The organism is Shinella sumterensis (genome assembly GCF_004514425.2).
GTDB classification, from domain to species: Bacteria; Pseudomonadota; Alphaproteobacteria; order Rhizobiales; family Rhizobiaceae; genus Shinella; species Shinella sumterensis.
This window is the reverse complement of the sequence record NZ_MYFN02000001.1, coordinates 504,592-530,608: the sequence shown is the minus strand read 5'-3', so window position 1 is coordinate 530,608 and position 26,017 is coordinate 504,592. Positions and strand designations below refer to the sequence as shown.

General features: G+C 63.3%; 25 protein-coding genes. 5 read left to right on the top strand and 20 right to left on the bottom strand.

Annotated features, from left to right (window positions below; all coding sequences use genetic code 11):
- Positions 1-4 precede the first annotated feature (4 nt).
- Genes kdpB through B5M41_RS02545 form a run of 4 tightly spaced genes read left to right on the top strand, consistent with a single transcriptional unit; the run spans position 5 to position 6,012 of the window.
- A complete protein-coding gene (gene kdpB / locus B5M41_RS02560) occupies positions 5-2,056 on the top strand; it encodes a potassium-transporting ATPase subunit KdpB (RefSeq protein ID WP_134646692.1) in 2,052 nt (683 codons plus the stop codon).
- A gap of 2 nt (positions 2,057-2,058) precedes the next feature.
- A complete protein-coding gene (gene kdpC / locus B5M41_RS02555; protein WP_134646690.1) occupies positions 2,059-2,628 on the top strand; it encodes a potassium-transporting ATPase subunit KdpC in 570 nt (189 codons plus the stop codon).
- A 7-nt stretch (positions 2,629-2,635) separates the two neighbouring features.
- Entirely contained in the window at positions 2,636-5,323 is a 2,688-nt protein-coding gene (locus B5M41_RS02550; protein ID WP_134646688.1) for a sensor histidine kinase, read from the top strand.
- Positions 5,323-6,012: a response regulator gene (locus tag B5M41_RS02545; protein ID WP_134646686.1), complete on the top strand. Its 690-nt coding sequence runs from the start codon at positions 5,323-5,325 to the stop codon at positions 6,010-6,012. Before B5M41_RS02550 ends, B5M41_RS02545 begins: the two co-directional genes overlap by 1 nt.
- A 39-nt stretch (positions 6,013-6,051) precedes the next feature.
- Here the strand turns inward: B5M41_RS02545 and ehuA are convergent, their stop codons facing one another.
- The 11 genes from ehuA to B5M41_RS02490 form a co-directional block, all read right to left on the bottom strand.
- Entirely contained in the window at positions 6,052-6,831 is a 780-nt protein-coding gene (ehuA, locus tag B5M41_RS02540) for an ectoine/hydroxyectoine ABC transporter ATP-binding protein EhuA (RefSeq protein ID WP_134646684.1), read from the bottom strand.
- Positions 6,828-7,520 (bottom strand): ectoine/hydroxyectoine ABC transporter permease subunit EhuD, encoded by a 693-nt coding sequence (ehuD, locus tag B5M41_RS02535; protein WP_134646682.1) that lies wholly within the window; start codon positions 7,518-7,520, stop codon positions 6,828-6,830. Before ehuD ends, ehuA begins: the two co-directional genes overlap by 4 nt.
- A gap of 12 nt (positions 7,521-7,532) precedes the next feature.
- On the bottom strand, positions 7,533-8,198 hold the full coding sequence (gene ehuC / locus B5M41_RS02530; protein ID WP_134646680.1) for an ectoine/hydroxyectoine ABC transporter permease subunit EhuC: 666 nt from the start codon (positions 8,196-8,198) through the stop codon (positions 7,533-7,535).
- 61 nt (positions 8,199-8,259) lie between these two features.
- The gene (gene ehuB, locus B5M41_RS02525) at positions 8,260-9,111 is read right to left on the bottom strand and encodes an ectoine/hydroxyectoine ABC transporter substrate-binding protein EhuB (RefSeq protein WP_134646678.1); all 852 of its coding nucleotides are present in this window, start codon (positions 9,109-9,111) and stop codon (positions 8,260-8,262) included.
- Positions 9,112-9,172: 61 nt separating this feature from the next.
- Positions 9,173-10,186 carry a N(2)-acetyl-L-2,4-diaminobutanoate deacetylase DoeB gene (gene doeB / locus B5M41_RS02520; protein WP_134646790.1) on the bottom strand — a complete coding sequence of 338 codons (1,014 nt, stop codon included), beginning with the start codon at positions 10,184-10,186 and terminating at the stop codon, positions 9,173-9,175.
- A gap of 7 nt (positions 10,187-10,193) precedes the next feature.
- Positions 10,194-11,372, bottom strand: a complete 1,179-nt coding sequence (gene doeA, locus B5M41_RS02515; RefSeq protein WP_134646676.1) for an ectoine hydrolase DoeA — start codon at positions 11,370-11,372, stop codon at positions 10,194-10,196.
- Positions 11,369-12,382, bottom strand: coding sequence for an ectoine utilization protein EutC (eutC, locus tag B5M41_RS02510; RefSeq protein WP_134646674.1), 1,014 nt, complete (start codon positions 12,380-12,382; stop codon positions 11,369-11,371). Before eutC ends, doeA begins: the two co-directional genes overlap by 4 nt.
- Positions 12,379-13,398, bottom strand: a complete 1,020-nt coding sequence (eutB, locus tag B5M41_RS02505) for a hydroxyectoine utilization dehydratase EutB (protein ID WP_134646672.1) — start codon at positions 13,396-13,398, stop codon at positions 12,379-12,381. The genes eutC and eutB overlap by 4 nt, the downstream gene beginning before the upstream one ends.
- Before the next feature lie 68 nt (positions 13,399-13,466).
- Positions 13,467-14,915 (bottom strand): MocR-like ectoine utilization transcription factor EhuR, encoded by a 1,449-nt coding sequence (gene ehuR / locus B5M41_RS02500; protein ID WP_134646670.1) that lies wholly within the window; start codon positions 14,913-14,915, stop codon positions 13,467-13,469.
- A gap of 188 nt (positions 14,916-15,103) precedes the next feature.
- Positions 15,104-15,766 (bottom strand): hypothetical protein, encoded by a 663-nt coding sequence (locus B5M41_RS02495; protein WP_134646668.1) that lies wholly within the window; start codon positions 15,764-15,766, stop codon positions 15,104-15,106.
- A 43-nt stretch (positions 15,767-15,809) separates the two neighbouring features.
- Entirely contained in the window at positions 15,810-16,043 is a 234-nt protein-coding gene (locus tag B5M41_RS02490) for a hypothetical protein (protein WP_134646666.1), read from the bottom strand.
- A 309-nt stretch (positions 16,044-16,352) separates the two neighbouring features.
- Here B5M41_RS02490 and B5M41_RS02485 point away from each other — a divergent pair, with 309 nt between their 5' ends.
- Entirely contained in the window at positions 16,353-17,567 is a 1,215-nt protein-coding gene (locus B5M41_RS02485; protein ID WP_134646664.1) for an MFS transporter, read from the top strand.
- 95 nt (positions 17,568-17,662) lie between these two features.
- Here the strand turns inward: B5M41_RS02485 and B5M41_RS02480 are convergent, their stop codons facing one another.
- The 9 genes from B5M41_RS02480 to B5M41_RS02440 form a co-directional block, all read right to left on the bottom strand.
- The gene (locus B5M41_RS02480; RefSeq protein WP_134646662.1) at positions 17,663-18,460 is read right to left on the bottom strand and encodes an HpcH/HpaI aldolase family protein; all 798 of its coding nucleotides are present in this window, start codon (positions 18,458-18,460) and stop codon (positions 17,663-17,665) included.
- The gene (locus B5M41_RS02475) at positions 18,457-19,881 is read right to left on the bottom strand and encodes an FAD-binding oxidoreductase (protein ID WP_134646660.1); all 1,425 of its coding nucleotides are present in this window, start codon (positions 19,879-19,881) and stop codon (positions 18,457-18,459) included. The genes B5M41_RS02480 and B5M41_RS02475 overlap by 4 nt, the downstream gene beginning before the upstream one ends.
- A gap of 75 nt (positions 19,882-19,956) precedes the next feature.
- A complete protein-coding gene (locus B5M41_RS02470; RefSeq protein ID WP_134646658.1) occupies positions 19,957-20,964 on the bottom strand; it encodes a DctP family TRAP transporter solute-binding subunit in 1,008 nt (335 codons plus the stop codon).
- Positions 20,965-21,019: 55 nt separating this feature from the next.
- Positions 21,020-22,297, bottom strand: coding sequence for a TRAP transporter large permease (locus B5M41_RS02465; protein WP_134646656.1), 1,278 nt, complete (start codon positions 22,295-22,297; stop codon positions 21,020-21,022).
- Positions 22,294-22,815 (bottom strand): TRAP transporter small permease, encoded by a 522-nt coding sequence (locus tag B5M41_RS02460; protein WP_134646654.1) that lies wholly within the window; start codon positions 22,813-22,815, stop codon positions 22,294-22,296. Before B5M41_RS02460 ends, B5M41_RS02465 begins: the two co-directional genes overlap by 4 nt.
- Positions 22,812-23,534, bottom strand: a complete 723-nt coding sequence (locus B5M41_RS02455) for an SDR family NAD(P)-dependent oxidoreductase (protein WP_134646651.1) — start codon at positions 23,532-23,534, stop codon at positions 22,812-22,814. The genes B5M41_RS02460 and B5M41_RS02455 overlap by 4 nt, the downstream gene beginning before the upstream one ends.
- Entirely contained in the window at positions 23,531-24,391 is an 861-nt protein-coding gene (locus B5M41_RS02450) for an isocitrate lyase/PEP mutase family protein (RefSeq protein WP_134646649.1), read from the bottom strand. Before B5M41_RS02450 ends, B5M41_RS02455 begins: the two co-directional genes overlap by 4 nt.
- 4 nt (positions 24,392-24,395) lie before the next feature.
- A complete protein-coding gene (locus B5M41_RS02445; RefSeq protein WP_134646647.1) occupies positions 24,396-25,088 on the bottom strand; it encodes a GntR family transcriptional regulator in 693 nt (230 codons plus the stop codon).
- 260 nt (positions 25,089-25,348) lie between these two features.
- The gene (locus B5M41_RS02440) at positions 25,349-26,017 is read right to left on the bottom strand and encodes a class II aldolase/adducin family protein (RefSeq protein WP_134646645.1); all 669 of its coding nucleotides are present in this window, start codon (positions 26,015-26,017) and stop codon (positions 25,349-25,351) included.

Sequence of the window (26,017 nt, the reverse complement as noted above, 5' to 3'; positions counted from 1 at the left end):
TCCCATGTCCCAAGCCAATAAGCCGAAAGACCACAGGGCGCCCGGTCTCCTCGATCCGTCGATCCTGTTTCCGGCAATGCGTGACGCCGTCGTCAAGCTCGATCCCCGCAAACTCCTGCGCAATCCGGTTATCTTCGTGACGGAAGTCGTCGCTGCTGTCGTGACGATCCTTTTCATTCGGGATCTCGCCGCCAATCCTGCCGAGGCCGGCTTTTCCGGCCAGATCGCTGCGTGGCTCTGGTTCACCGTACTGTTTGCCACCTTCGCCGAAGCCGTGGCGGAAGGTCGCGGCCGGGCCCAGGCCGACAGCTTGAAGAAGACGAAGTCCGACCTCGTCGCCCGCAAGGTTGGCGCAAGCGGGACGACGGAGACGATCCCGGCATCCAGCCTCAAGGTCGGCGATGTCGTGCTGGTTGCCGCCGGCGAGCTCATTCCCGGCGACGGAGAGGTGATCGAAGGCGTCGCCTCGGTCAACGAGAGCGCCATTACCGGTGAATCCGCACCCGTCATCCGCGAATCCGGCGGCGATCGCTCCGCCGTCACCGGCGGCACGCAGGTGCTGTCCGATGAGATCAGGGTGAAGATCACCGTTCAGCCCGGCTCCTCCTTCGTCGATCGCATGATCGCGCTGATCGAAGGGGCCCAGCGCCAGAAGACGCCGAACGAGATCGCATTGTCGATCCTGCTTTCCGGCCTCACGCTGATCTTCCTCTTCGTCTGCGTCGCGATCTGGGGGTTGGCGGGCTATTCCGGAACCGTGCTCTCCGTGACCGTGCTCGCCGCGCTTCTCGTCACCCTGATCCCGACCACCATCGGTGGCCTGCTCTCTGCCATCGGGATTGCCGGCATGGACCGCCTTGTGCGCTTCAACGTCATCGCCACGTCCGGCCGCGCCGTCGAGGCCGCCGGCGACGTCGATACGCTTCTTCTCGACAAGACGGGTACCATCACCTTTGGCAACCGCATGGCGAGCGACTTCCTGCCGGCCCCCGGCGTGACCGCCGGCGAACTGGCGGAGGCCGCCCTCCTCGCCTCGCTTTCCGACGAGACGCCGGAAGGCCGCTCGGTCGTGGCGCTCGCCACCGGCGAGTTCGGTGTCGCCATGCCGAATTCGGGCTTCGATGCCGTCATCGGCTTCACCGCGGAGACGCGGCTTTCGGGCGTCGACATGGGCACGCGCCGCCTGCGCAAGGGGGCCGTCGACGCCGTTCTGCGCTTCGCCGGCCTCACGGAACGGGACGCACCGGCCGATTTCCATAGCGCCGTGGAAAAGATCGCCCGCACCGGCGGCACCCCTCTCGCCGTCGCGGACGGCGAGCGCCTGCTCGGCACCATCCATCTGAAGGACGTGGTGAAGCCGGGGATCAAGGACCGTTTCGCCGCGCTTCGCGCCATGGGCATCCGCACCGTCATGGTCACCGGCGACAATCCGGTGACGGCTGCGGCCATCGCCTCGGAGGCGGGCGTCGACGATTTCCTCGCCCAGGCCACACCGGAGGACAAGCTTGCCTATATCCGCCGCGAGCAGCAGGGCGGCCGTCTCATCGCCATGTGCGGCGACGGAACGAACGACGCGCCAGCGCTCGCCCAGGCGGATGTCGGGGTCGCGATGCAGACCGGCACCCAGGCCGCCCGCGAAGCCGCCAACATGGTGGATCTCGACTCGAGCCCGACCAAGCTCATCGAAATCGTCGAGATCGGCAAACAACTCCTGATGACACGCGGCTCGCTGACGACCTTCTCCATCGCTAATGATGTTGCCAAATACTTCGCCATCATTCCGGCGCTGTTCGTCGCGACCTATCCGGCCCTTGATACCCTCAACGTGATGGGGCTCGCCTCGCCCCAATCGGCCATCCTGTCGGCCGTCATCTTCAATGCACTGATCATCGTCGCGCTGATACCGCTGGCGCTGAAAGGGGTGGCCTATCGTCCCTCGGGTGCGGCGGCACTCCTGCGCCGAAACCTGCTGGTCTATGGCGTCGGCGGCCTCATACTGCCCTTCGCCGGCATCAAACTCATCGATGCCGCCATCAGCGCTCTACATCTGGTGTAACCATGCTCAATCATCTCAGACCCGCCCTCACCCTGGTCGTTGCCCTGACCGTCCTCACCGGCCTTGTCTATCCGCTCACTATCAACGCCGTCGCCCAGGCGGTGATGCCTCAAAAGGCCAATGGCAGCCTGATCGATCGCGGCGGCACGGTGGTCGGTTCAACGCTTATCGGGCAGAACTTCACGGCCGACCGCTACTTCTGGCCGCGCCCGTCTGCCACCGGCCCGGATCCGTACAACGCCGCCGCTTCGTCCGGCTCCAATCTCGGCACCACCTCGGCCAAGCTCCGGGATCGCGCCGCAGCCGATATCGCCCGTTTGAACGGCGCAGGCATGCCCTCTCCGATACCGGCTGACGCAGTCACGACGTCAGGCTCCGGCCTCGACCCGCATATCTCGCCGGCCTTTGCCGAAGCGCAGGTCGCGCGCGTCGCCAAGGCACGGGGGCTGGAGCCAGCGAGCGTTGCCTCGCTCGTCAAGCAGCAGATCGAAGAGCCGACCTTCGGTATTATCGGCGAAGCGAGGGTGAATGTGCTAGAGCTCAACCTAGCGCTCGATGCGTTGAAGATGTGAGAGCCTGATGGCGGATGACGACCGCAGGGACGCGCGACGTCCCGACCCGGATGCCCTGCTTGCCCTGGCGGAGAAAGACCGTCGGGGCAAGCTCACCGTTTTCCTCGGCGCAGCACCCGGGGTCGGCAAGACCTATGCCATGCTGTCTCGGGCAAGGCGCCTGAAGGCCGATGGTGTCGATGTCGTCGTCGGGCTTGTCGAAACCCACGGACGGAGTGAAACGGCAGCACTGCTCGACGGGCTTGACGTCCTGCCCAGGCGGCGGATTGCCTATCACGGACGCATGCTCGACGAGTTCGATCTCGACGCGGCACTGGCAAGGCGGCCGCGGATCGTCATCGTCGATGAGCTCGCCCATTCCAACCCCGACGACAGTCGCCATCCGAAGCGATACCAGGATATCGAGGAACTCATCACCGCCGGTATCGATGTCTGGACGGCCTTGAACATCCAGCATCTCGAGAGCCTGGCGGATGTCGTCGCGCAGATCACTGGCGTGACTGTCCGCGAGCGCGTGCCTGACATCGTGCTGAAGCGGGCCGACGAGGTGCTGCTGGTCGATCTTGCGCCGTCCGAACTGATCGAGCGGCTGCGGGACGGCAAGGTCTATCTGCCGGAAAGCGCGAACCGTGCGGTCGACCGCTTCTTCCGCCTCGGCAACCTGACGGCGCTGCGGGAACTGGCTCTTCGCCGCACGGCCGACCGTGTCGATGACCAGATGGTCGACTATCTCAAGCAGAACGCAATCGACGGCCCCTGGGCCACGGCCGAGCGGCTGCTGGTCTGCGTCGGTTCCGACCCGCTGTCGGAAAAGGTCGTGCGAGTGGCAAGTCGCCTCGCCTCCGGGCTCAACGCGCCCTGGCTCGTCGTATCGATCGAGCGGGCCGACCGGGAGGCAGACACGCCGGGGCACGTACAGCGGATCGAGACGCTCTTCCGGTTGGCCGAGCAACTCGGCGCAGAGACGCGCCGCGTGATCGGCAACGACTTCGTCGACGAGATCCTGAAGCTTGCGCGGCGAGAACATGTCACCCAGATCGTGATCGGCGCACCGAAACGCGCCGGCTGGCGGAAGCATGTCAAACAGGCCCTTCCAGAGGCGCTGGCAAACGATGCGGCCGGCCTCGGCATTCACATCGTGACGCCGGACAGCCCTTCGGGCGAGCGCATGCGGCGTCCGCTCGCGCTCCCCAGGACGCAGGCGTGGCGACAATCGGCACTGAGCGCCGCAGGTTTCGTCGCGCTGACCGTGCTGCTGGGCAAGACGATCGATCTCTTCGTCGATCTGCCCAACATCTCGCTGCTCTTCCTGCTCTCGGTGCTCGGCGCTTCCGTCACCGGGGGTTACGTCGCCGCATTCCTGGCGGCGGTTCTTTCTGCCCTCGCCTACAACTTCTTCTTCATAGACCCGCAGCGCACCTTCACGATTGCCGCGCCGCATGAAGTCTTTGCGCTTTTCGTGTTTCTGATCGTGGCGATGATCGCGGGTGGTTTCGCCTCCCGCATCCGGCAACAGGCAGAGGTGGCAGGCCTGCGGGCAACCGAGCTTCAATCGCTTCACGACTTCTCGCGCAAGCTCGCAACGACGGAAAAGAGCGAGGATGCGATCTGGCTGGCCGTTTCGCAACTCCAGTCGCGTTTGCGGCGCGCCGTCGTTTTCCTGCTTGCCCGGAAGGACGACCTCGGCGTGGCGGCGGCCTGGCCACCGGATACGGACCTTGACGTTACCGACCTCACCGCCGCGCGCTGGACCCACGACAAACGCGAGCCGGCGGGCCGCGGCACCGGGACGCTTCCCAACAGCCGTTTCGAGTTCCGCCCGTTGCTTGGCCCTCACGGCATCGTCGGTGTCTGTGGCGTCGAGCATGCCGACGAGCCGCTCGACCTGAATGCGGAGCGCATGCTGAGCGCCGTTCTCGACCAGACGGCTATCGCTCTCGATCGCGCCAGGCTGGCGGATGAGACGATCGTCCAGGCGGCGCGGCTGGAGGGGGAACGCTATCGCGACGCGCTGCTGTCATCCATCTCGCATGACCTGAGGACGCCCCTCGCCACCATCACCGGCGCCGTCACCGCGCTTCGCGAGCTCGGCGAACGGATGAGCGCGGAGAGCCGTAGCGACCTCCTGCAATCGATCGAGGAGGAAAGCGGCCGGATGAGCCGTTTCGTCGCCAACCTGCTCGACATGACGCGCATCGAGGCGGGCACGTTGAAACCGAAACGGGACTGGATCGACGTGACCGACGTGGTGCAGTCCGCCGTCGAGCGCACGCGCAAGCACGCCCCGGGACAGATCATCGAAACCAGCATTGCGACCGATCTGCCGTTGATACGCGGCGACAGCGTGCTCATCTCGCAGGTGCTGTTCAATCTGCTCGACAATGCCATCAAGTATGGTGCCGGGGAGCCGGTGAATGTCTATGCGCGTCGTGAGGGCAAGGATGTCATCATCTCCGTCACCGATCTCGGCAAGGGCATTCCGCCAGAAGACCTGGACCGCATCTTCGAAAAATTCTATCGCCGTGGAAACCCGGACGGGCGCGCGCCCGGCACGGGGCTCGGGCTATCTATCGCGCGCGGCTTCATCGAGGCGATGGGCGGAAAGATCCATGCCGAAAGCCCGGCTCTCAGGAAGCGGGGAACGCGCATCGTGATGCGGTTTCCCGGAAGTGCAGAAGCAAGGGGCAATGCCTGATGAACCAGTCCCGTATCCTTGTCGTGGATGACGAGCCGCAGATCCAGCGCTTCCTGAAGCCCTCGCTGACCGCTGCGGGCTATGAGGTGATCGAAGCCGTAAACGGCGGCGAGGCTCTCAAGTTCGTTGCCACCCAGGCGCCGGATCTCGTGATCCTCGATCTCGGCCTGCCGGACATGGACGGCAAGGCGGTGATCGCGAGCCTCCGGGCATGGTCGGACATCCCGATCGTCATCCTCTCGGCCCGCGACCGCGAAAGCGAGAAGATCGCGGCCCTCGATCTTGGCGCCGACGACTACGTCGAAAAACCCTTTGGCATCGGAGAGCTGACCGCGCGCATCCGCACCGCGCTGCGCCATCGCGGCCGGCGGGACGCCATTCCCAGCGTTATGGACGTGGATGACCTGACGATCGATCCGATCAAGCGGCTCGTCTCGCGCGAAGGCGAGACCGTGCACCTGACGCCCAAGGAGTATGACCTGCTGCTTCTGCTTGCTCGCCACGCCGGCCGCGTGGTCACCCATCGAACCCTGCTGACGAGTGTCTGGGGTCCTGCCCATGGCGAGGACCTTCATTATCTGCGGGTCTTCATCGGTCAGCTTCGCCAGAAGATCGAACGGGATCCGACCCAGCCGCGGATCGTGCGCACCGAGCCTGGCGTCGGGTACCGCATGGCTGAGCCGGATTAATTCACGAACCGTCCGTCAGACGGCGGTCTAAGCATCGTGCTAAGCCAGAACCGACGACAGGAATTCGCGTGTCCGCGCCTCGCGCGGAGCGCCGAAGATCTCGTCCGGTGCGCCCTGTTCGCAGATGCGTCCCTTGTCGAAGAAGCAGACACGATCGGAGACCTCGCGGGCGAAGCGCATTTCGTGCGTCACCAAAAGCATGGTCAGATCATGTTCGTGCGCGAGCCCGCGAATGACCGAGAGCACCTCGCCCACCAGCTGCGGATCCAGTGCGGATGTCGGCTCATCGAAAAGCAGGACCCTCGGGCGCATCGCGAGTGCGCGGGCGATCGCGACGCGCTGCTGCTGCCCGCCGGACAGCTGCGAGGGGTAGAAATCCTTCTTGTCCGCCAGCCCTACCATGTCCAGCAATTGCAACGCACGGCATTCCGCTTCCGCGCGCGCAATGCCGAGAACGCGCAGCGGCGCTTCCACCACGTTGCGCAGCACCGTCATGTGCGGAAACAGGTTGAAGCTCTGGAACACCATGCCGACATGGGTGCGGATCTGGCGCAGATGACGTTCGGACGCCTTGAAGGGACCTTTGCCGTTCGGCTCGTGATAGGACATGCCCGACAATGTCAGCCTGCCGTCCTGAAAGGGCTCGAGCGTCATCAGGATGCGCAGGACGGTCGACTTGCCCGAGCCGGACGGACCGATCAGCGTGACCTTTTCTCCCTTCCTGACAGTGAAATTGAAGTCGTCCAGCACCGTCAACGGGCCGAAGCGCTTGGCGACGTTCGAGAATTCGATGATGGGCGCGGTATTGTCTTCGGTCATCGCAAGGGGATTCCTGCTTTTGGCAACGCTTTCTGCAGCCGGTGGAGACCGGCCGAGCAGATCAGCGTCAGGAGGAGGAAGATCAGGCCGACGAGCGTCAGCGGAACGAGATATTCGAAGGTGCGTTCGCCGATCATGTTGGCCAGCCCCATCATTTCCATGACGGTGACGACGGACAGGACCGGCGTTTCCTTGATCATCGCGACGAGATAATTACCCATCGCCGGCACGATCCGCGGAATGGCCTGCGGAATGATGATATCGCGATAGGCCTGCATGCGGGTGAGGTTGAGCGCCGTTGCCGCCTCCCATTGGCCGCGCGCCACGGCCTCGATGCCGCCGCGATAGACCTCCGATGTGTAGGCGGCATATTGCAGGCCGAGTGCCAGCGCGCCCGTGAGAAATGCCGGCAGCACGATGCCGAACTCCGGCAGCACATAGTAGAGGAAGAAGAGCTGGACCAGGAGTGGCGTGTCGCGCAGGAACTCCACGATGACAGCCGTCGTCCAGGAGATCGCGATCAGGCGGCTGCGGCGCAGCAGGGCGAAGGCCAAACCGAGCACCAATGCGATGGCAAAGCCCGCCGCGGCGGCCTTCAAGGTGACGGTCAGGCCGATCAGGATAATGGGCAGGATCGAGGTCGTGTAGGTGAGCCACGTCGTCGTATCCCATTCGTATCCGTACATCATCAGATCATATCCTCACGAACGGGGCATCTGCGGGAACGCCTGGCCGCGTCGCACGAGGCGTTCGACCACGCGGATCGCCACCATGAGGACGAGGGACATGGCGAAGTAGCAGAGAAGCGTGATCGAGTAGATGCTCGTGCTATCAAGCGTGATGTTGCGGATTGACTGGGCCGCGAAGGTCAGATCGGCAATCGAAATCAGCGATACGAGCGATGAAAGCTTGAGTGTCTCGATGGCCAGGTTCCCGAAGGCCGGCATCATCTCGACGATCGCCTGCGGCAGCGAGACCCGAAAGAGCGTCTGCAAGCGGCTGAAATTCAAGGCGCGCGCGGCCTCGAGCTGCTGCGTCGAAACGGAGGACAGCGCCCCGCGCACGATCTCCGCGCCGTATCCACCCGCATGGGCCGCCAGCACCAGGATCCCGGTCGTGATCGGATCGAAGCTCAGTCCGACAAGCGGCAGCGCGTAATAAAACCAGAAGAGCTGAACGAGCAGCGATGTGCCGCGAAACACCTCCGTGTAACACAGCGCGATGGTGGAGAGGATTGGTCCTCCTTCCACGCGCATGATGCCGAACACGAAGGCGAGCACCGCGCCGACGGCAATCGACGCGAGCGTGATCGTCATCGTGACGAATGCCCCTTGCCAGAGCATCGGCAGGTAGGCTGTCCAGTCCATGCAGAAGTCTCCCGGTCCTAAGGAGTGGCGCCCGACCGACGACGATCGAGCGCCTTTGCCGTTACTTACCGGCGCAGAGGTCTTCGACCTTCTTGCCTGCAGCCGCTTCGATACTCTGCTCGGACAGGCCGTACTTGGCGAGGATCGTCTTGTACTCGTCCGTCTTGCGGAACTCGACAAGCGCGGCGTTGAAGGCGTCGCGCAGGTCCTTGTCTTCCGGACGGAACGCGAAGCCACCATAGTTGCGAACCGGCGCGCCGTCGACGACCGGATCTTCGAACGGTGCGACCTGCTCGACCTGGGCCTGATCCTTTGCGAGCGCGGCGACGGTCAGTTCGGTTGCCGCATAGGCATCGGTCCGGCTTTGAACCGTCGGGATGGCGTCCGCGTTGGCCGGGATGAAGACGATCTGCTCGTCCTTCACGCCGACGGCGCGCAGGAAGTCGACATTGTTGGCGCCCGAGACGACGGCGACCGTCAGCGACGGGTCCTTGGCGATGTCGGCATAGGTCTTCAGGCCCTTCGGATTGCCCTTCTTGACCAGCAGACCCTCGCCATACGACGAGTTCGGCTCGGTGAAGGCGACCTGCTTGCAGCGCTCCGGCGAGATGTTCTGCTCGGCAGCGGCGAAATCGAAGCGCTTCGCCTTGAGGCCGGGGATCAGCGTGCCGAACGGTGTGACGGTCCAGTTGATCTCTTCGACCCCCATCGATTTCAGAACGGCTGTGGCGACATCCGGTCCGATACCCGCCGACGTGCCGTCGGGCTGCATGTAGGAATAGGGGACTTCATTGGCTGTTGCGGCGCGGATGTATCCCTGTTCCTTCACTTCCTCGAGCGTCAGCGCATTGGCCGACGTAACGCCAAATATGAGGGCAAGGGCGGAAAGGCCGGCGATTTTCTTGATAGGCATGTGCATTCTCCTCTGGTTGGGGTTATGCGGTCCGTTTTCGGATCTCGCTGTCGTTTACGGGCTAGGTTTCCTCCGTGACGGTGGCGATCACGGAAAGGCAGTCGCCGGCCTTGATCAGGCCGGGTACGTGGCGCGCCGCGAGCACGCCATCCATGGCGGCACGATACGCGATGGGCGCAATGCCGGTTTTGCCGACAGGATAGACATGGGCGATCACGTCGCCCGTGCTGACCGCATCGCCGAGATCGGCGGCAAAGGCGATCAGCCCCTCGTCTTCGGCAAAGGTGAAGCAGTCGCTCGAGGGCATGTCCAACCAACGTGTCGGCCCCCTGTCGGGTTCGCCCGAGAGGATGCCGACATGTCGCAAGAGGTTGAGGCTCCCCTTGCGCGCAATCTCTATCGAGCGCGCCGTGGCAGTGCCGGCGCCGCCAAGCTCCGTCGTGACGAACACCTTGCCCATATCCTCGACTGTGGTGTCGAGCATCCCGACCGCATCGATTTCCAGCATCTTCATGGAAAATGGCGCCGCAAAGGCGGCGACGGCCGCAAAACAACGGGCTTCCTGATCCTTGTCCGGCAGTTCGTGCGCGGCGGCATAGGGGAGAAAGTCCAGCGTCCTGCCGCCGGAATGAAAGTCGAGCACGATATCGGCGAGCGGGATGAGATGGCGCGTCACGTAGTCGGCGATCTTCTCCGTCACCGTTCCATCCGGCCGGCCCGGGAAGCTGCGGTTGAGGTTGCCGCGATCGATGGGCGACGTACGCGTGCCGGCCCGAAAGGCGGGATAGTTCAGTGCGGGAACGATAATGATGCGCCCGTTCACCTCGGACGGTTTGAGCGCCTGCGCCAGTTCGAACAGGGCGGCCGGCCCCTCATACTCGTCACCGTGGTTGGCGCCGGTCAGAAGGGCCGTCGGCCCCTCGCCGTTGGCGATGACGCAGATCGGGATCATCACCGAGCCCCAGGCGCTGTCGTCACGACTGTAGGGCAGGCGCAGGTGCCCATGCTGCACGCCCTTCGCGTCGAAATCGACGGAAGGCGTGATAGGCGAGGGACGCAGCGCGGCATTGTTCAGCATACCATCAGCCCTTCACGAACAGCTGGCGCGGCACATTGGACAGGCATTCGACGCCCGTCTCGGTAATCGCGATGCTCTCGGTGATCTCGAGTCCCATATCCTCCAGCCACAGGCCGGTCATGAAATGGAACGTCATGCCGGGCTTCAGCTCCGTCCGATCGCCGGGGCGAAGGCTCATGGTGCGCTCGCCCCAATCCGGCGGATAGGAAAGCCCGATCGGGTAACCGGTGCGGTTGTCCTTGATGATCCCGTATTTCTTCAGCACGCCGAAGAAGGCATTGGCGATGTCTTCGCAGGTATTGCCGGGCTTTGCGGCGGAAAGGCCCGCCTCCATGCCCTCGAGCGTCGCCTTCTCGGCGTCGAGAAAGGCCTGTGTGGGCTTGCCCAGGAATACGGTGCGCGACAACGGGCAATGGTATCGTTTATAAGCACCGGCTATCTCGAAGAAGGTGCCTTCACCCAACCGCATCGGCTTGTCGTCCCAGGTGAGATGCGGCGCGGAGGCGTCGGCGCCCGACGGCAAAAGCGGCACGATCGCCGGATAATCGCCACCGAATTCCGGCGTGCCGCGAATGCCTGCGTCATAAATCTCGGCAACGAGATCGCATTTGCGCATGCCCGGTTCGACGACATCAACGATACGCTTGTGCATCAGCTCGACGATCTTGCCGGCCTTGCGCATGTAGTCGAGCTCGGTCGGGCTCTTGACGGCCCGCTGCCAGTTCACCAGACCGGCCGCGTCCTTGAAACGGGCGTTCGGCAGGTGCTTCTGCAGCGAGGCGAAGGCCGCGGCCGAGAAATAGTAATTGTCCATCTCTACGCCGACGGTGAGGCCCGACCATTTGCGCTCGTCGATGATCTGCGACAGCAGGTCCATCGGGTGGCGCTCGGTCGACTGCACGTAATGGTCGGGATAGCCGATGATATTGTCGTGATGGAGATAGGCGGTGCGCTTGGCGCCGTTGGCATCCTGCTTGCGGCCATACCAGATCGGCTCGCCGCTCGGCGGCACCAGAACGCATTGGTGCACGTAGAAGGACCAACCGTCGTAGCCGGTCAGCCAATGCATGTTGGACGGGTCCGTGACGACGAGGAGATCGATTTCGGCCGCCTCCATGGCATGGCGGGTCTTGGACAGACGCGCGGCATATTCCTCGCGCGTAAAGTTCAGCGTCACGCTCACGCGTCACCTCCCATTTCTCTTTCATTTTCGATTGTCTGCCCGCTACCGGCACCCGCTGCACGGCTGACGGCGAGATTGGCGATCGCGGTGTCCTGCACGCCGGTGCCGGTCAGGTCGGCGAAGGTAACGTCATCGGCGCTCGTCCGGCCCTTTGCCGAGCCGGCGATCACGGCGCCGAGTTCGGCGAACGGATCATCGGCACCGACCAGGCCCGCCTTGATGGCGTGGTGAAGCTCCCCGAGTATGCGGGTCTGCGAGAGACGGTCGGCAATATAGGTGGCGCGGGCGAAAACGGCGGGATCGATCTCGTTCTTGTGCTCGGAATCCGATCCCATCGCGGTGAGATGCTGACCCGCTTCCAGCCATTCAGCCATCAGGATCGGCTTTTCCGCCGGCGTGGTGGTGACGACGATATGGCTGCCGCGCATCGCGTCGCGCGGATCGGCGACGGCGCTAACGTCGATGCCATACTGGCGTGCGCATTCGGCGGCCAGCGTCTCCGCCCTGGCATGGTCACGGGCCCAGATTCGCGCCGACCTTATCGGACGAACAAGAGTCAGCGCTGCGAGCTGCATCCGCGCCTGCATGCCGGCACCGAAGATTGTGGCGACGGAGGCGTCTTCACGCGCCAGATGCCGGGCGGCGACGGCACCGGCCGCTGCCGTGCGCACATCCGTCAGATAGCCATTGTCGAGCAGAAGGCCTTCCACGAGACCGGTCTTCGCGCTGAACAGGATCATGAGACCGTTGAGGCTGGGCAGGCCGAGCTTCGGATTGTCGAAGAAACCGGGGCTGACCTTGATGGCGAAACCGTCGAAGCCCGGCACATAGGCCGTCTTGACGTCCACCTCGCCGCGAAACTCAGGAATATCGAGCCGCAGGATCGGCGGCATGGCGACCGGTTTGGTGGCGAGCGCCAGAAAGGCCTGTTCGACGCAATCGACGGCCGATGCATCCAGCTGAACCGCCGCGCGCAGGTCCTTTTCCGTCAGGATGAGAATGCGGCTCATGCGGCATCTCCCTCGACGATATGCCGGTGAATGTCAGGATCGATATTCCCGCCCGAGAGAATGGCGACCGTCGGGCCGGACAGCTTTACCTTGCCGGCGAGAATGGCGCCGACACCGACCGCGCCGGCCCCCTCCACGACCTCGTTCTCCTCGCGCGCGATATGGCGAATGCCCTCGGCAATCTCGTCCTCGGTCAGCAGCACGATATCGTCCAGCAATGCGCGGCAGATCGGGAAGGTCACATGGTTCGAAAGGCCGATGCCGCCACCGAGCGAATCCGCCAGCGTCTGCTCCTCGCGCACCGCAACCGGCCGGCCGGCAGTGATGGAGGCATGCATAGCCGCACCGCGCTCCATCGAGATACCGATGATCCGAGCCTGCGGCCTCAACGCCTTGACCGCGACTGCAATGCCAGCCGCCAGGCCTCCACCGGAGAGCGGAATGAGAACGGTGGAGAGGTCGGGCAGGTCTTCGACGATTTCGAGGCCGATCGCGCCCTGCCCGGCGACGATATCGACATGATCGAAAGGCGGGATCGGCGTCTGGCCATGATCCGCGACAAGGCGGTCGACCTCCTCCTGTGCGTCGTCCTGCGAGACGCCGACGATGCGGATGTCAGCGCCGAGCGCCCTGATGGCCTCGACCTTGTTGGCCGGAACCAGCGAAGACATGCATATCGTCGCGGGAATGCCGAGCATCTGTGCAGCATAGGCGACCGCCCGGCCGTGATTGCCCGTGGAGGCGGTCACAAGGCCGCGTTCGCGCGCCGTCCGATCGAGCGCAACGATCGCGTTCGTCGCACCGCGCAGCTTGAAAGCGCCGATCGGCTGGCGCGTTTCGAGTTTCAGGTGAACGGGCTGGCCCGTCAGCCGGGACAGGGATGCAGAGCGAACGAGCGGCGTGCGCGTCACACGCTCCCGGATGCGCGCGGCCGCGCGCTCGATGTCGGCGAGGCACACCGGCAGCGTCTGGTCTTCGATGGATCGGGCCTGGATTTCGCTCTTCATGATTGTCATGTTGGGAGCGAAATAAAATCATGTCAATTATTATATTGTAATGATTCAATGATTGTCTGTGAGCGCCGTCAGCCGATGGCGCCCACATCGTAGACCGGGGGCAACTGCTCGAATGCATGCCGCACCGTCGTCAGCGCCTTTCTCAGGTTCGCATGGCTCATGCGCCCGCCGAGGCAGATGCGGATGCCGCCGCCATGGCCGGGACCGGCGATGAAGGGTTCCGACGGCGTGACCGCGACATTCTGGTTGGCGAGCGAGCGCACAAGGCCGTCCTCGGTCCATTGCTGAGGCAGCTTCAGCCAGGCACACAGGGAAAGCGGATGGCTTGACGCGAAATGATCACCCAGGATCTCCGCGGCGATGCTTTGGCGCACCCTCGCCTCCGCCCGCTGCAGCGAAAGCAGGTGCCGCGCCGTGCCGTTTTCGACCCAGCGCGCGGCGATCTCGGCGGTCAGGTAAGTGCCGCTCCAGCTCGACACACGCAGGATGGACGCCGCGCGGATGGAATAGGCGGGCGGCACGACGAGATAGCCGACACGCAGGCCGGTCAGCACGGTCTTGGTAAAGCTCGTGACGAAAAAACCGAGTTCCGGCAGCAGTTCGGTGATCGACGGCAGATCCTCATCGATCATCGGCCTGTAGACCTCGTCCTCGATGACGAAGACCCCATGACGCTGCGCGATCTCTGCGATGGCGCGCCTGCGCTCGGCGCCGGCAACATGGCCTGTCGGGTTGTTGAGCGTCGGGATAAGGACCAGTGCCCGAACACCACCCGCGGCACAGGCCGCCTCCAGAGCCTCGGGCAGAATGCCTTCCCTGTCGGTGGGCAGGCCCTTCAGGCTGAAGCCGAGGATGTTGGACAGGCCAATGATGCCGTGGTCGGTCAGATTCTCGCACAGGACGACGTCTCCGGAGCGAATGACGCAGCTGAGCGCAAGGAAGATGCTATGCGCGGCACCGTTCGTCACCAGGATGCGCTCCGCGCCCGCGCTGACCCCCAGCGGCTGCAACCAAAGCCGCGCGATTTCGCGATGGCGCTCCAGCCCCGCTATCGGACGGCAGGGGCGCATGAAGCTTGCGATATCGCTATCGGCAAGCTCATGGAAGATCTCGCGCGAAGCGGCGTCATGCGCGTCGAGATAGACGGCACGGATGATCGAAAGGTCGAGCACCTCGTTGTGGCTCTGGTCGAGCATCATGCGACCGGCGCGATCCGTCACCCGCGCCTTGACGAAGGTCCCCCGGCCGATCTCACCGCTCAGATACCCGAGCCGCTCCGCCTCCTTGTAGGAGAGGCTGACGGTCTGCACCGACAGGCCGAGTTCGCGGGCCAGATCACGATGGGTCGGCATGCGGTCCATCGGCTTGAGAAGGCCGGAATCGATGTCGGCGATGATACGTTCCGTGAGGGCGGCATGTTTCGTCTCACCCTTCTGCTTTGCCAGGACCGGGCGCCACGCCACAGCCTTTGTGGCAGGAACCGGATCGACGGCAAGGGGATTGGCGTGACGACGCATAAATTGTCTCGCTTCAAAAGCAACTATTTCATGACATTATGCACTTTTGAAACAAAAGATGAAGCGTCGTGCGCCGCATTGGCATGACTTACTTTCGAACTTTCTCTGAAAGAGCCCTTAGTTCGCCGCGCCGGCACACAATTCATCAACGCAGAGAACACTCGATCTCCCGTCTTGGCCGTTGCCGCTCAAGGCTCCCCTTCCAGCATCTCCTGGATATCTTGTCCCGCATCACCAGCCATGGAATCGGCTTTGGCGGCCGCATCGAGGAAGTCTTTCTGCGAAGCGACCGTATAATTGCAGCCGACAAACATCGTCTTGGGTTTTCCCGCGTCTGCCGGTATGCCGAGCATCATGGCCAAGGCGTCATCGGTTGGCGCAAAGGCGCCGATCATCGGCCCATTCTCGGGATCGACGAAACGATAGTACTGCTCGGTCAGCTTGATCGGCGCGCGTTTCATGTCCTGCGTCCGGATCGTCGCGAGGGCAGCATCATAATCCCGTTCCGTCACGACCCATTCCTGAAGGAACGCGATCCGTGTCGCTGATGCGCCAAACACGGTGATCGGCGTCCTGAGGTCGAAGGTCTCGAGCCCCATCATTCCATCATGGCCGTCATCATCGACCGGCGAGAGCCATTCCGGAATGGCGCCGCCCATGAAGAGCGCCATTCCGGCTTCGCCGAGGGTTTCGCGAGGCGCGCGACACTCCGCGAGCGCAGCAAGGATTTCGGGCGTAAGTTCGAATGCATCCTGCTCCGCGGGCAGGTCTTCGGCATGGGCCATTCCGCTGCCTGCCGGCTGGCACAGAAACGCAACAGCGATGAACGCGCTCAGGTAGGATTTGATCACGGCTACTCCGTCTGCACCTTTCGGATTGAGGTCGCCGCAGGCTTTACGACCCGGAATACTTCACGGTGACGCCACGCTGGCGAAAGTAAGCCTGCATGAGCTTTCTGCCGGAGCGGTTGTTCTGCACGAGCCTAGCGGGGTCGAACACGGCCTCTTTCACCCCTTCCCGCGCCAACGCGGCCTTCAGGGTCGCGATATGCACATCGATGTCTGCATTATCGGCTTGAAGCGATCCATAAATGCGCTCCACTGCCTCTGCCACTGTCGGTTCGCTCATGTCGGTACTCCTGTCGTTATCCGGCGGAGGCCCGCCACGTTCCCGCATTAGCAGCCCTGGCTATCCCGATCTACTGGCCTGCATGGACTTCAACAAGGGATTCCGGAAACGAAGCGTCGGCAGATATGCTGATGATGCGATCGTCAGAACGCCGTTTCCAACCGTGCCTGCCGATGCCGTGTTGAAAAAATTGCGTGCATGTCGGGAATTGACGCCGGCAAACGTCTTTATCACAGTCGCGTCGAACTGCGCCCACCCAAACGCGATGCAAGACATTCTGCCCGGCCGAAACCGTCACGGAGAAACAGCATGCGCAAGAACGGATATCGTTGGGTTGTCGTGGCTGCCGGCGGTCTGCTCGGCTGCGTGGCCATAGGCTCCATGTTCACCCTACCAGTCTTCATCCGCCCGATCGTGACGGAGACCGGCTGGTCCGTCACCGGGATATCCACCGCCATGACGATTGCCTTCCTCGCGATGGCGCTGGGCAGCATCGTTTTCGGCTCTCTGTCCGACCGGATCGGCGTGCGGCCGGTCGTGCTGGGAGGATCGGCGGCGCTCGCCGGCAGCCTGGCATGGGCAAGCCGCGCGACCTCGCTTTACGAATTCCAGCTGATTTTCGGCCTGCTGGTCGGCCTGTCGATCGCGGCGATCCTGCCGCCGCTGATGGCCTCGGTCATGGGCTGGTTCGATACGCAACGCAGTCTGGCGGTTTCACTGGTCTCGGCGGGAATGGGCATGGCACCCATGACGGTGTCACCCCTCGCGGCCTGGCTGGTCTCGACCTACGACTGGCGCTCTTCAATGCTTGCGATCGCGGTCCTCGCGGCAGCCACCATGTTACCGATCTCGCTTTTCCTCCGGCAACCTCCGGAGACCGGCGAGGAAGGCAATGCGACCCTTGCGGAAAGCGACGCCGGCACCCCAATGTCCGTTGGAACGGCGCTCAGATCGCAACCCTTCATCATCCTGATGCTGGTCAACTTCTTCTGTTGCGCCACCCATTCCGGTCCGATCTTCCATACCGTCGGCTATGCCGTCAGCTGTGGCATTCCCCTGATTGCGGCCGTGACGATCTACAGCGTCGAGGGCTTCGCCGGGTTGGGCGGTCGTGTTGCCTTCGGATTGCTGGCCGACCGCTTCGGCGCCAAGAACATCCTTGTTCTGGGTCTTCTCGCGCAGGCGATCGTGGCATTCTTCTTTTTCTTCGTCCGCCAGCTGGAGGGATTCTATGCCGTCGCGGCGATGTTCGGCTTCATCTATTCCGGCGTCATGCCGCTCTATGCCGTTCTGGCGCGTGAAAACTTTCCGCAGAGAATGATGGGCACGATCATCGGCGGCACCGGCATGGCAGGCGGGCTCGGCATGGCGCTCGGCCCCTGGGCCGGCGGCCTGATCTACGACACCTTCGCCACGTATACCTGGCTCTACCTCGGCGCCTGCGGCATGGGCCTTGGAGCTTTCCTTATCGCCATGACCTTCAAACCGTTCCCGAAGACCGAAGCCCAGATGGTAACGGGTTAGCAGCGTAAGCGAGGCTGCGCGCGAACCGGCATCCGCGGCCGCCCGACGAGGCGCGCCGGATACCGGACATGCGCAGCGGCAGCCTCCTCCACCGCTCAGTAGCGGTTGATGGCCGTGGGTTTGCCTTCCGCACCGAGTTGCCTGTCGCGTTCAGCAGCAGCCTGCCGCGCGCCGTTGACGATCAAAGACACGTCGTTGGGACCGATGATGAAGCGATAGCCGAGGCGTGCCAGATCGGCGAAATCGCGGCCCGCGCCAACAATCGTGCCGAGCGGTTTACCGGCTTTCGCCGCGCCGTCCTCGATCGTTTTCAGCAGAGCCTGGGGCTCAGGCTCCAGCATGCGCTCCATCTTGCCGATCGATGCGGCGAGGTCGTTCGGCCCGACGAAAAGCATGTCGATGCCCGGCACCGCAGCGATTGCCGCAAGGTTTTCGACCGCCTGGTGATGCTCGATCTGCACCATCAGCAGCAATTCGTCATGTGCATTGGTCGCATAATCGGGCCGCGCGCCGTAGCGCGACGCCCTGACGATCGGAGCGGCATAGCCGCGGCGTCCGCGGGCCGGATAGGTGCAGAATTCAGCGATGGAACGCGCATAGTCGGCCGTGTTGACCTGCGGGACGATCAGGGATCGGATGCCCCGGTCGAGTACGCGTTTCAGCGTCGTCTCCGAGCCATCCGGTACGCGCATGACCACCTCGCCGCCGCCGGCTTCGACCGCGCGCGCGACATGAACCGCCTCCTCGATTCCGCCGATGCCGTGTTCACCGTCGATGACGATGACCGGCCAGCCGTTCATCACCATGGCCTCTGCATTGTCCGGGCTTCCCATCTCCGACCAGGCGGCGGTGACTGTTTCGCCAGTAAGGATACGCTGCTTGATCGGGTTCACGATGCGGCCTCCACATCAAGATCGATGACCTTGCCTGGGTTGAGGATGTTCTTCGGATCCAGCGCCTTCTTGATGGTCGCCATCAGGGCGAGTTCCTCGGCGCTGCGCGAATAGGGCAGATAGGGCTTCTTGACCGTGCCGATGCCGTGCTCTGCCGAGACAGTGCCCCCGAAGGTGCGCACCGTCTCATAGACAATCCGGTTGATATCGGCTGCAGGCTGCGTCGCGGCACCTTCGACGAGCGCGACGATGTGAAGGTTGCCGTCCCCGATATGGCCGTAATAAACCGACAGGCAGCCTGGAACTTCAACTTCCAGGCGCGACCGGCACGCCTTGGCGAAATCGTCCATGGCGTCGACCGGCAGGCCGATGTCGAAGGCGCAATGCGCGCCGAGCACGGTCTGGAATTCACCTGCAGCATCGCGGGTGCGCCAGAAGGCCAGCGTGTCCGCCTTGCTCTGGGAAATCGCCGCATCGGCGATAAGCCCTGCCTCGAACTGGCTCTCCAACCAGCTCTGGAACCGTCCGCCGTCCACCTGCTCGTCAAGGCCCTGCGCTTCGACAAGCACATAGAACGCGTGGTCGCCCTCGACCGGGCGACGGATACCGGGCACACGCACCGTCGCGGCATGCCAGTAATCCGGCCACATAACCTCGAAGGCCGACAGGAGCGGGCCAAGCCCGCGGCGCGCGCCGTTCAGGAGCTTGACCACGCTGCCGTAATCATCGACGCCGCAAAGCGCCGCCATCGTGCAGCCGGGTTGCGGATGGAGACGCAAGACCGTGCGCGTGATGACGCCGAGCGTGCCTTCCGACCCGATGAACAGCTGCTTCAAATCGAAACCGGCGTTGTTCTTGATCATCTTGTTGAGGCTGGTCATCAGCGTACCGTCGGCCAGAGCCACCTCGATGCCCAGCACCATTTCGCGTGCCATACCGTACCGGATGACGCGGTTGCCGCCGGCGTTCGTTCCGAGATTGCCACCGATGGCGCAGCTGCCGCGCGCGCCGAGATCGAGCGGAATGAAGAAGCCGGCCTCATCCGCGGCCTTCTGGATCACCTCGAGCGGCGTGCCCGCCCTGACCGTCATGGTGGCGGCTGCGGCGTCAATCTCCTCGATGCCCTGGAAGCGCTCAAGGGAAAGGGCAACCGCTCCTTCGATCGGATGTGCGCCGCCGGCAAGCCCCGTCAGGCCGCCCTGCGGCACCACCGGGACATCATGCGCGGCGCATATGCGCAGCACATCGGCAACGCCTTGCGGGGTGTCGGGACGTGCGACCGCGAGGGGGCGGACAGGCGGCAGAAAGCTCGTATCAGCCGTGTTGCGGGCGGGAATGTCCGCTCCGGTCAGAAGCGCATTTCGATCCAGAATGGCGGAAAGCGCCTGAATGCATTCACCGGCGCGGGCTTGGGCGATCATATCGTGATGGGTCCTGAAACTGTTGACTGCGTCCGACGGCGCGGCGGACCGCGCCGTCGGTTGGGAGGATCGAGCTTATTGGCCGCGCATGGCGGCAAGCTGGTCCTGAACGAGTGTGAACGGTTCTTCGCCGATGGACGCCTTGTTGGCGTCGTAGACGGGCTTGATCGCTTCGCGCAGGCGCTCCATCTCGGCGCCACTCAGCGTTTCCACGACTTCGACACCGTGGCCACGCAAGGCTTCGAGAGCCTCAAGGGCGGCAGCGCGGCTGCGTTCCAGCTGAGCGGTACGCGCTTCCTTCGCGCAGGTCTGCAGCAGCTCCTGTTCCTGCGGCGTGTAGCTGTCCCACACCTTCTTGGAGAACATGACCGGCGTCGGCGAATAGGCATGACGCGTCAATGTCAGATACTTCTGCACCTCGTAGAACTTCGAAGCCTCGATCAGCGGCAGCGGATTTTCCTGGCCATCGACGGCGCCGGTTTCCAGTGCGGTGAACACCTCTCCGAACGCCATCGGTACCGGATTGGCGCCGAGACGGCGGAAGGTATCGAGGAAGATGTTGTTCTGCATCACGCGGAAGTTGAGGCCGCGGAAATCGTCGAGCTTTTCGATCGGATGCTTTGAATTGGTGGTGTTGCGGAAACCGTTCTCCCAGAACGACAGAAGCACGAGCCCATGGTCGGGCATGCGTTTCGCCAGGTAGTCGTAGAAGGGGCCGGTGAGAACCGCGTCCGCCTCTTCGTTCGAAGCAAAGAGGAATGGTAGGCCGAACACGTTCATGGCTGGCTCGATCCCGGCCAGCGCGTCTGCCCCCGCGACAACCATTTCGAGCGAGCCGGAGCGCACGGACTGCGTTGCATCCAGATCATCGCCCAGCGCGCCGGAATAGAAGCCGCGCAGCTTCATCTTGCCGCCGGAACCCGCTTCCAGGCACGCCGACATCGCATCGACGCCGGCCGCGACCGGATGGTCTTTCGGCGCACCGTTGGAGACCTTTATATTGCGGCTATTGAATTCAGCCGATGCCGCGCCGGGGAACATGGTGGCAGCCATCAGCGCGGCAGCAAAGATTTTCAGTTTCATTTTCACTTTCCTCCAAAGTGGGGCGGGTCAAACGATTTTGCCCCGCCGAGAAGCATCACCGCAGGAAATTCAGCGGTGCGAGAACGAGCTGCGGGAACATCACCAGCAGGAACAGCACGAAGACCTGGGTCAGGATGAAGGGCAGCGATCCCTTGATCACGATGTGCAACGGAACGCGGGCGACGCCACTTGCCACGCTCATCACGATGCCTACGGGCGGCGTGATCAGGCCAATCGCGCAGTTGATGACGAACAGCACGCCGAAGTAGACGGGATCGATCCCAGCTGCGGTAACGACGGGCAGAAGCACCGGCGCCAGGATCAGGATGGTCGGACCCATGTCGAGCGCCATGCCAATAACGAGGATGATCAGCATGATCACCGCCAGCAGCAGTTTCGGATTGTCGGCGAGCGGCTCTACGAGATCCATCACGACGCCCGACAGATCGGCAATGGCGATGAACCAGGCCGTCGTGAGCGCGGCTGCCGCCAGCATCATGACCACGGCTGTCGTTACGGCTGCGTTGCGAAGCGCCTCATACATCGCCGACACGGTCAGTTCGCGATGGACGAAGATGCCGACGAAGATCGCGTAAACGGCGGCAACCACGGCAGCTTCCGTCGGGGTGACGATCCCAAAGCGGATGCCCCCCAGGATGATCACAGGCATGCCGAGCGACCAGCCGGCTGCGCCCAACGTCTTCAGGCGAACATCCCAGCCCTGCCGCGGCATGACCTCGACATTGTCGGTGCGAGAGACGATCGCCCAGGCGATGGCAAGGCCGACGCCCATCATCAGGCCAGGCACGATACCGGCCAGGAAGAGCTGGGTAATCGACACGTTCGTCGCCACGCCGAAAATGATATAGGCGATAGACGGCGGCATGATCGGCGCGATCGTCCCGCCGGCGGCCATGAGGCCGACGGATCGGCCCTGTTCATAGCCGGCCGCACGCATCATCGGCAGCAGCATGGCGATCAGCGCGGCCGTGTCGGCGGCTGCCGAGCCGGACAGGCTTGCCATGATGACGGCGGCGAGGATCGCCACGAAACCGAGGCCGCCGCGGCGGTGGCCGAGGAACGAGCTCGCGAAGGCGATGATGCGCTTCGACATGCCGCCGGCATTCATCAGTTCGCCGGCCAGCAGGAAGAACGGAATGGCCAGAAGCGGAAAGTTATTCGCCCCCACGACCATGCGCTGCGCGATGATCTGCGTGTCGAAGAGATCGAGATAGAGGCCCATAGTCAACGCACACAGGATGAGCGCGAATGCGACGGGGACACCGACGGCGAGAGCGCCGCCGAGCGTGGCAATGAAGATCACAAGGGTCATAGCGCGCGCTCCACCATAGCTTCGGCCGTCTGCGGGACGGCATAGGGATCGTACGTGCCACGCGCCGCGCCGATCATGCGGTGGATCGCGATGACGCCGATACCGATCGCCGACGGGATCACGATGCCGAACACGAAGATCATCGACAGGCCGGTCACCGGCGAACGGTCCGTGGCTGTGACTCCGGATTGCTGCCACGCTCCGTCAAGGAGCAGCCAGCAGACGAAAACAATGAGCCCGTTGGCGATGAACAGAAGCACACGCCGCACCGCCGGGCCGGATGCGCTGACAAGCAGATCGAAGCCCATATGCGCGTGGTTGCGCATCGCAACAACGCCACCGATGAAAATCAGCCAGACGAAGAAGAAGCGCGACAGCTCCTCGGAGACATCCAGGCCTGAATTGAAGACGTAACGCAGCACGACATTGGCGAACACCATGACTGTCATGCCGGCGAGCAGCAGCACGAGCAGAACCTCGAGCAGCTTGAAAAACACATTGATCGAACGGTCGATCATTTCCTTCCTCCCGAAACGGTAACCACCTCTCCCGTGGTGTAGGCAGCGCGGAAAAGCAGCCATGCGGCGGCTTCCGCAACGTCCGCTGCCTCGCCGAGACGATGAAGCGGTATGGTCGCAGCACGCGCATCCATCTCCGCGCGGTCAGCAAAGACATCCTTCTGGATGTCGGTGTCGATGATCCCAGGCGCGAGCGCATTGACGCGAATGGCCGGCGCGAGCTCGCGGGCCATCGCGAAGGTCAACGACTGGAGAGCGCCTTTGCTCGCGGCATAGACCGCGTTGCCGGCTGCCCCGCCGTTTCCAGCCGCGATGGACGACAGGTTGACGATCGCAGCCTCGGGATGGTCAGCCCGGGCGCGCAGGAAGGCCTGCGTAACGATGAAGGCACTGCGCACATTGATACCGAAAACCCGATCCACCTCTGCCGGGTCGATGTCGACGAGGGACATGCGGCGACCGATGATGCCGGCATTGTTGACGAGATGGGTCGGAGCCCAATCGTCGCCGATCCGGCCCATCGCTTCCTGAACGGCCGCAGCATCCGAAACGTCCACCCGTTCCACGCGGACTTTCTCGCCGAGTTCGTTGCGAGCGGTCTCAAGGCGCTGCGCGTCGATATCCCAGAGGATCGCGCGGGCGCCGCCGGCGACGACGGCGTCAGCAATGGCACGGCCGATCCCGGCCGCACCGCCTGTGATGAGAACGACGGCGGTCATCGTCCGTAACTTTCATCCAGTTGCTGATGGAAGCCGAGGTCGACGATCTCGCAGAACTCGGCGTAGCTGTGCTTGGCCGGGCCACCTTCCGGCGCACCGGTGGCGCGCAGCTCCGTCAGGGCGTCGTGCATGGCACGCGTGGCGCTGAGCAGTGCGGTAAGCGCGTAGAAGACGACGCTGAACCCCATTTCCTGAAGGTCGGCCAGTTTCAGCGCGGTGGTTTCGTTGCCATCGACGATGGAAACGACCTTCGGTCCTTCGATTGCCCTGGCAACGGCCTCGACATCGGCGATCTTCTTGATGCCGTCGACGAAGACGAGATCCACGCCCGCGTCCTGATAAAGCCTTGCCCGGTAGAGAGCCTCCTCGATGCCTTCCGCCTGCAGCGCATCCGTCCGGCCGATGATGACGAGATCGTCGGTGGCGCGCGCCGCTATCGCCGCCTTCAGCCTCAGCGCCGATTCCTCACGGCCCATCAGTTTCACGCCGGCCATCTGCCCGCAGCGCTTGGGTGCGACCTGGTCTTCCAGATGGATCGCGGCAACGCCAGCCTGGATGTATTCACGCACCGTGCGATGAATGTTCGACGGACCGCCATAGCCGGTATCGGCATCGGCGATGACCGGAATGGAGACCGCGCGCGTCATGTTGCGGGCGTGCTCCGTCATTTCGGTCTGCGTCAAAAGACCGATATCGGGCGTGCCCAGTCGCGTCGCCGTTGCGCCGAAACCGGTCATGTAGACCGCCTCGAAGCCGGCGCGCTGCACGAGCCGGGCGCTCAGGCTGTCGGGTGCGCCGGGCGCAGCAATGATCCGCCCACCGTCGAGAAGACGGCGCAGGTTTTGTGCTTCATTCATGATTTCAGGATCTCCTGCTACCCGCATCCTCGGGCAGCGCATCGCGAGCGACACGCAGTGTTCGCCAGACATGTTCATCCATGACGGCGGCGAGAGCGTCGATATCCTTGGCGGCAATCAGTTCCGCTATCTGCTTGTGTTCCGCGTAGCTTTGATCGCCGGGCCGACCATAAGCCACGCTGAGAGAGCTGCGGATGGCGCCGAGCTGGCCCTCCGCGACCGTGTAGGCATCCCTGATCAGCCGATTGCCACAGAGATCGAAAAAGGCGCGGTGAAACGCGGCGTCGGCGCGGGCATAGGCGAACTGGTCGCTGGCTTCGAGCGCCGCGGTCATCACCGTGACAGCGGACTGGATCGCGTCCGTGAGGTCACCATGGTTGCGCGTCATGGACAGTCGCAACGCCTGCATCTCAAGCATCAACCGGTATTCACAGAGGATTTCCACATCGGCAAGCGTCGGCGAGAACACGAAGGTTCCACGCTTCGGGCGCACGATGACGAGTCCGGACTGTTGAAGCTGCAAGAGAGCATCGCGGATTGGCGTCCGGCTGACGCCGAACGTCTCGGCAAGCTTGTCCTCCGAGATATTCTCGCCAAGCCCGAAATGCCCGTCGATGATGGCTTCCCGCAGTCGTTCCACCACCATCTGCGCGATGGATTGCGGCTGCTTGATACGGAATTGACGAGTGCCTACCAACCGCGACCTCCTCCTGTCCGGTTCATGTTATGTGTTACATACAACAGAAAGCGCACGCACGTAAACAGGCAAATTCATTTGCGCGACGACGATGCAATTTAAGAGCCGCGACGAGCTTGAACTCGACATCTTGGATAAATGACAGGAAAATCAGGCCCAAGCGGCCACGATCGAGGGATCGACGGCAATATGTCGCCACAAAAAGACCCGGAGCTGCGCATGAGCACCGGGCCAACAAGCGTTCCAGCTATCTGGACGCGTCAGGCAGCCTTGCCGCCTGTCTTTCCGTCCTGGAGACCGTAGGTCGCGAAACCCTGGAGCACGCCGACGATCTCCTCCTCGGGCAGGATCATCGGGCCGCCGATGAGAAGCGTGTGGTAGTACTGCTTTGACAACGTTTCGAGTTCGACCGCCGCCCACATGGCCTTTTCCAGCGTTGCGCCGGTGGCGATCATGCCGTGGTTCGCCATCAGGCAGGCCGAACGCCCTTCCATGGCCCGAAGCACACTGTCCGAAAGCGCTTTCGTGCCGTAGCGGGCGTAGTCGGCGATCCTGACATCAGGGCCGCCGAACGCCGCGATCATGTAGTGGCAGGCGGGGATGGGCTTGCCCGCCATCGCGAGGATCGTCGCGTAGGTGGAATGCGTGTGCACGACCGCACCGACATCCGGCCGCGCCTTCATGATATCGAGATGAAACGGCCATTCGACGGACGGCTTTTTCGGGCCGTCATAATCCCCGTTCCCGGCGATCGGGAGCGACGCGATCATGTCCGGTTGCATCGTCTCGTAAGGGATGCCGGAAGGCGTGATCAACATGCGGTCGCCCAAGCGCACGCTGATATTGCCAGATGTGCCCTGATTGAGCCCGGAGGCGTTCATACCGCGGCAATGGTCGATGATCGACTGGCGAATGGAGAGTTCTGTCAT

Excerpts from the sequence above, each read along its gene's own strand:
- kdpB (WP_134646692.1), top strand. The coding sequence starts at position 5 with ATGTCCCAAGCCAATAAGCCGAAAGACCACAGGGCGCCCGGTCTCCTC.
- kdpC (WP_134646690.1), top strand. The coding sequence starts at position 2,059 with ATGCTCAATCATCTCAGACCCGCCCTCACCCTGGTCGTTGCCCTGACC.
- B5M41_RS02550 (WP_134646688.1), top strand. The coding sequence starts at position 2,636 with ATGGCGGATGACGACCGCAGGGACGCGCGACGTCCCGACCCGGATGCC.
- B5M41_RS02545 (WP_134646686.1), top strand. The coding sequence starts at position 5,323 with ATGAACCAGTCCCGTATCCTTGTCGTGGATGACGAGCCGCAGATCCAG.
- ehuA (WP_134646684.1), bottom strand. The coding sequence starts at position 6,831 with ATGACCGAAGACAATACCGCGCCCATCATCGAATTCTCGAACGTCGCC.
- ehuD (WP_134646682.1), bottom strand. The coding sequence starts at position 7,520 with ATGATGTACGGATACGAATGGGATACGACGACGTGGCTCACCTACACG.
- ehuC (WP_134646680.1), bottom strand. The coding sequence starts at position 8,198 with ATGGACTGGACAGCCTACCTGCCGATGCTCTGGCAAGGGGCATTCGTC.
- ehuB (WP_134646678.1), bottom strand. The coding sequence starts at position 9,111 with ATGCCTATCAAGAAAATCGCCGGCCTTTCCGCCCTTGCCCTCATATTT.
- eutC (WP_134646674.1), bottom strand. The coding sequence starts at position 12,382 with ATGAGCCGCATTCTCATCCTGACGGAAAAGGACCTGCGCGCGGCGGTT.
- eutB (WP_134646672.1), bottom strand. The coding sequence starts at position 13,398 with ATGACAATCATGAAGAGCGAAATCCAGGCCCGATCCATCGAAGACCAG.
- ehuR (WP_134646670.1), bottom strand. The coding sequence starts at position 14,915 with ATGCGTCGTCACGCCAATCCCCTTGCCGTCGATCCGGTTCCTGCCACA.
- B5M41_RS02490 (WP_134646666.1), bottom strand. The coding sequence starts at position 16,043 with ATGAGCGAACCGACAGTGGCAGAGGCAGTGGAGCGCATTTATGGATCG.
- B5M41_RS02485 (WP_134646664.1), top strand. The coding sequence starts at position 16,353 with ATGCGCAAGAACGGATATCGTTGGGTTGTCGTGGCTGCCGGCGGTCTG.
- B5M41_RS02475 (WP_134646660.1), bottom strand. The coding sequence starts at position 19,881 with ATGATCGCCCAAGCCCGCGCCGGTGAATGCATTCAGGCGCTTTCCGCC.
- B5M41_RS02470 (WP_134646658.1), bottom strand. The coding sequence starts at position 20,964 with ATGAAACTGAAAATCTTTGCTGCCGCGCTGATGGCTGCCACCATGTTC.
- B5M41_RS02465 (WP_134646656.1), bottom strand. The coding sequence starts at position 22,297 with ATGACCCTTGTGATCTTCATTGCCACGCTCGGCGGCGCTCTCGCCGTC.
- B5M41_RS02460 (WP_134646654.1), bottom strand. The coding sequence starts at position 22,815 with ATGATCGACCGTTCGATCAATGTGTTTTTCAAGCTGCTCGAGGTTCTG.
- B5M41_RS02455 (WP_134646651.1), bottom strand. The coding sequence starts at position 23,534 with ATGACCGCCGTCGTTCTCATCACAGGCGGTGCGGCCGGGATCGGCCGT.
- B5M41_RS02450 (WP_134646649.1), bottom strand. The coding sequence starts at position 24,391 with ATGAATGAAGCACAAAACCTGCGCCGTCTTCTCGACGGTGGGCGGATC.
- B5M41_RS02440 (WP_134646645.1), bottom strand. The coding sequence starts at position 26,017 with ATGACAGAACTCTCCATTCGCCAGTCGATCATCGACCATTGCCGCGGT.